Raw genomic sequence first — 4037 nt, forward strand, 5'->3', positions numbered from 1 at the left:
GGCGTGGCGGCGCGACGTGGATCGCGCGCCCCGCCGCGCGGGCTACGCGCTGCTGGTGGAACAGGGGCGGGAAATCAGGGGGCGCTGATGGCGGGGCGCCACCGGCGCATCCGCATCACGGCGCCCTGCGGCAACGGGGCAACCGGTACGCAAGGAGGCATGATGACTGTCAATCGCAGGCAATTTCTCAAGCTGAGCGCGGGCGCCACCCTGGCAAGCGCGTTCGGCGGGCTGGGGATCAGCCTTGCGCCCTCGGTGGCGCGGGCCGAACTCCAGAAACTCCAGTGGGCAAAGCAGACCACCTCGATCTGCTGTTACTGTGCGGTGGGCTGCGGGCTCATCGTTCACACCGCCAAGAATGGCGAGGGTCGCGCCGTCAACGTGGAAGGCGACCCGGACCATCCCATCAACGAAGGTTCGCTGTGCCCCAAGGGTGCGTCCATCTTCCAGCTGGGCGAGAACAACGCCCGCTCGCCCAAGCCCCTGTACCGCGCGCCCAATAGCGGCGAGTGGAAGGAAGTGGAATGGGACTGGGCGCTGGGCGAAATCGCCAAGCGCGTCAAGAAGACCCGCGACGAATCCTTCCAGCTGGCCAACGCCGCCGGTGAAAAGGTGAACCGGACGGAAGCCATCGCCTCCTTCGGTTCCGCCGCCATGGACAACGAGGAATGCTGGGCCTACCAGGTCATCCTCAGAAGCCTCGGCCTGGTGTTCATCGAACACCAGGCGCGGATCTGACACAGCCCCACTGTACCGGCTCTGGCAGAGTCGTTCGGTCGCGGTGCTATGACGAATCACTGGAACGATCTTGCGAACAGTGATTGTGTGTTGATCATGGGCAGCAACGCTGCCGAAAACCATCCCATTTCCTTCAAGTGGGTGCTGCGCGCGCAGGACAGGGGCGCCACGCTGATTCACGTGGACCCGCGCTTCACGCGCACTTCCGCCAAGTGCGACATCTACGCCCCCATCCGGTCTGGCGCGGACATTCCCTTCCTTGGCGGCCTCATCAAGTACATCCTCGAAAACAAGCTGTATTTCGATGAGTACGTGCGCGAATACACCAACGCCTCGCTCATCGTGGGCGAAAAGTTTGCGTTCAAGGACGGCCTGTTCAGCGGCTACGCCGCGGACAAGCGCAAGTACGACAAGTCGCAGTGGGCCTTCGAGCTTGACGAGAACGGCGTGCCCAGGCGTGATCCCTCGCTGAAGCACCCCCGGTGCGTCTTCAACCTGATGAAGAAGCACTACGAACGCTACACCGTGGACAAGGTGGCCGACATCACCGGCACGCCCAAGGACCTGATCCTGAAGGTCTACAAGGCCTACGCGGCCACGGGCAAGCCGGACAAGGCGGGCACCATCATGTACGCCATGGGCTGGACGCAGCACTCCGTGGGCGTGCAGAACATCCGCGCCATGGCCATGGTGCAGCTGCTGCTGGGCAACATCGGCGTGGCTGGCGGCGGCGTCAACGCGCTGCGCGGCGAATCCAACGTGCAGGGTTCCACCGACCAGGGCCTTCTGTCCCACATCTGGCCGGGGTACAACCCCACCCCCACCACCAAGCAGGCCACGCTGGACCTGTACAACACCATCACGCCCCAGTCCAAGGACCCCATGAGCGTGAACTGGTGGCAGAACCGGCCCAAGTACATGGCCAGCTACCTGAAGGCCCTGTACCCCGACCTGGCCCCGGCGGACGCCTACGACATCATGCCCAGGCTCGATGCGTCCAAGCCCGCCACCTACTACTTCTGGCTGAACATCTTCGACAAGATGGACAAGGGCGACGTGAAGGGCTGCTTCGCGTGGGGCATGAACCCCGCCTGCGGCGGCGCCAACGCCAACAAGAACCGGCGCGCGCTGGGCAAGCTGGACTGGCTGGTCAACGTCAACATCTTCGAGAACGAAACCTCGTCGTTCTGGAAGGGCCCGGGCATGAAGCCGGAGGAAATCGGCACGGAAGTGTTCTTCCTGCCGTGCGCCGTGTCCATCGAAAAGGAAGGCTCCGTCGCCAACTCCGGCCGCTGGATGCAGTGGCGCTATCGCGGTCCGAAACCGTGGGGCCAGACCAAGCCCGACGGCGACATCATGCTGGAGATGATGCACAAGATCCGCGACCTGTACGCCAAGGAAGGCGGCGTGCACGCCGACCCCATCCTGAAACTGAACATCAAGGACTGGGAAGAGCACAACGAGTTTTCCCCGGCCAAGACCGCCAGGCTGATGAACGGCTACTTCCTGAAGGACACGGAAGTGGGCGGCAAGCAGTTCAAGGCCGGGCAGCAGGTGCCCTCGTTCGCTTTCCTGACGGCGGACGGTTCCACCTGTTCCGGCAACTGGCTGCATGCCGGGTCGTTCACCGATGCGGGCAACATGATGGCCCGCCGCGACACCGCGCAGACGCCGGAACAGGCGCGCATCGGCCTGTTCCCCAACTGGTCGTTCTGCTGGCCGGTGAACCGGCGCATCATCTACAACCGCGCCTCCGTGGACAAGACCGGCAAGCCGTGGAACCCCGCCAAGGCCGTCATCGAATGGAAGGACGGCAAGTGGGTGGGTGACGTGGTTGACGGCGGCGGCGACCCCGGCGCCAAGCACCCGTTCATCATGCAGACGCACGGTTTCGGCGCGCTGTACGGTCCCGGGCGCGAGGAAGGCCCCTTCCCCGAGCATTACGAACCGCTGGAGTGCCCGGTTTCCAAGAACCCGTTCTCGAAGCAGCTGCACAACCCGGTGGCCTTCAAGATCGAGGGCGAAAAGGCGGCGGTGTGCGATCCGAAGTTCCCCTTCATCGGCACCACCTACCGCGTCACCGAGCACTGGCAGACCGGCCTGATGACCCGCCGTTGCGCGTGGCTGGTGGAAGCGGAGCCCGAAATCTTCGCGGAAGTCAGCAAGGAACTGGCCAAGTTGCGCGGCATCAAGAACGGCGACCGGGTCAAGGTTTCCAGCCTGCGTGGCTCGCTGGAAGCGGTGGCCATCGTTACCGAACGCATCAAGCCCTACAAGGTCATGGGCGCGGAAATCCACATGGTGGGCCTGCCCTGGCATTACGGCTGGATGGTGCCCAGGAACGGCGGCGACACGGCCAACCTGCTCACGCCGTCTGCGGGCGATCCGAACACCGGCATCCCCGAGACCAAGGCGTTCATGGTCGATATCCGCAAGGCGGGAGGTAAGTAGTCATGGGAAAGATGTTCTTCATCGACCTTACCCGCTGCACCGGCTGCCGCGGCTGCCAGATAGCCTGCAAGCAGTGGAAGAACCTGCCCGCCGAAGAAACCCGCAACACCGGTTCGCACCAGAACCCGCCGGACCTCTCGTACGTCACCCTGAAGACGGTGCGCTTCGAGGAAGGCGTGTTCGACAAGAAGATGGACTGGCTGTTCTTTCCGGAGCAGTGCCGCCACTGCGTCGAGCCCCCCTGCAAGGGGCAGGCGGACGTGGACATGGAAGGCGCCGTACTGAAGGACGAGGCCACCGGGGCCGTCATCTTCACCGAACTTACCGCCAAGGTGGATGGTGACATGGTGCGTTCCGCCTGCCCGTACGACATCCCGCGCAAGGACGAGGCCACCGGCCTGCTGTCCAAGTGCGACATGTGCAACGACCGTGTGCAGAACGGCCTGCTGCCCGCCTGTGTGAAGACCTGCCCCACCGGGTGCATGAACTTCGGCGACGAGGCGGACATGCTGGATATGGCGAAAAAGCGCCTGGAGATCGTGAAGAAGAAGTACCCCAACGCCGTCCTCGGCGACCCCGACGACGTGCGCGTGGTGTACCTGTTCCAGCGTGACCCCAAGAGCTACTTCACGCACGCGGTGGCGGAACTGGAATCCGGCCCGCTTACCCGCAAGCAGCTGTTCGCACGGCTGTTCCGGGCGCGCGCGTAGCGTAGAACCGCATTGCAACCCGGCCCGCCGCGCGCTGCAGGCAACGCGTCGCGGCGGGCCGGTGTTTTCCCGTCATCCCTGCCTCCTTGGGCGCGGGGCGGTTTCCCGCCAGCCTCGCGACGGGCGGTGCCGGCAGCC

2 protein-coding genes are annotated in these 4037 nt (G+C 64.5%); both read left to right on the forward strand.

Annotated elements, in window-relative coordinates; all coding sequences use genetic code 11:
* Positions 1-162: 162 nt before the first annotated feature.
* A complete protein-coding gene (gene fdnG / locus FVW20_RS08975; RefSeq protein WP_196609145.1) occupies positions 163-3189 on the forward strand; it encodes a formate dehydrogenase-N subunit alpha in 3027 nt (1008 codons plus the stop codon).
* 2 nt (positions 3190-3191) lie between these two features.
* Complete coding sequence (locus FVW20_RS08980; RefSeq protein ID WP_196609144.1) at positions 3192-3899, forward strand: 4Fe-4S dicluster domain-containing protein; 708 nt, start codon at positions 3192-3194, stop codon at positions 3897-3899.
* Positions 3900-4037 lie beyond the last annotated feature (138 nt).

Source organism: Nitratidesulfovibrio oxamicus (genome assembly GCF_015731765.1).
Taxonomy (GTDB): domain Bacteria; phylum Desulfobacterota; class Desulfovibrionia; order Desulfovibrionales; family Desulfovibrionaceae; genus Cupidesulfovibrio; species Cupidesulfovibrio oxamicus.

Bases quoted from the DNA above. Each gene is read 5' to 3' on its own strand.
- FVW20_RS08980 (WP_196609144.1), top strand. From the start codon at position 3,192: ATGGGAAAGATGTTCTTCATCGACCTTACCCGCTGCACCGGCTGCCGC.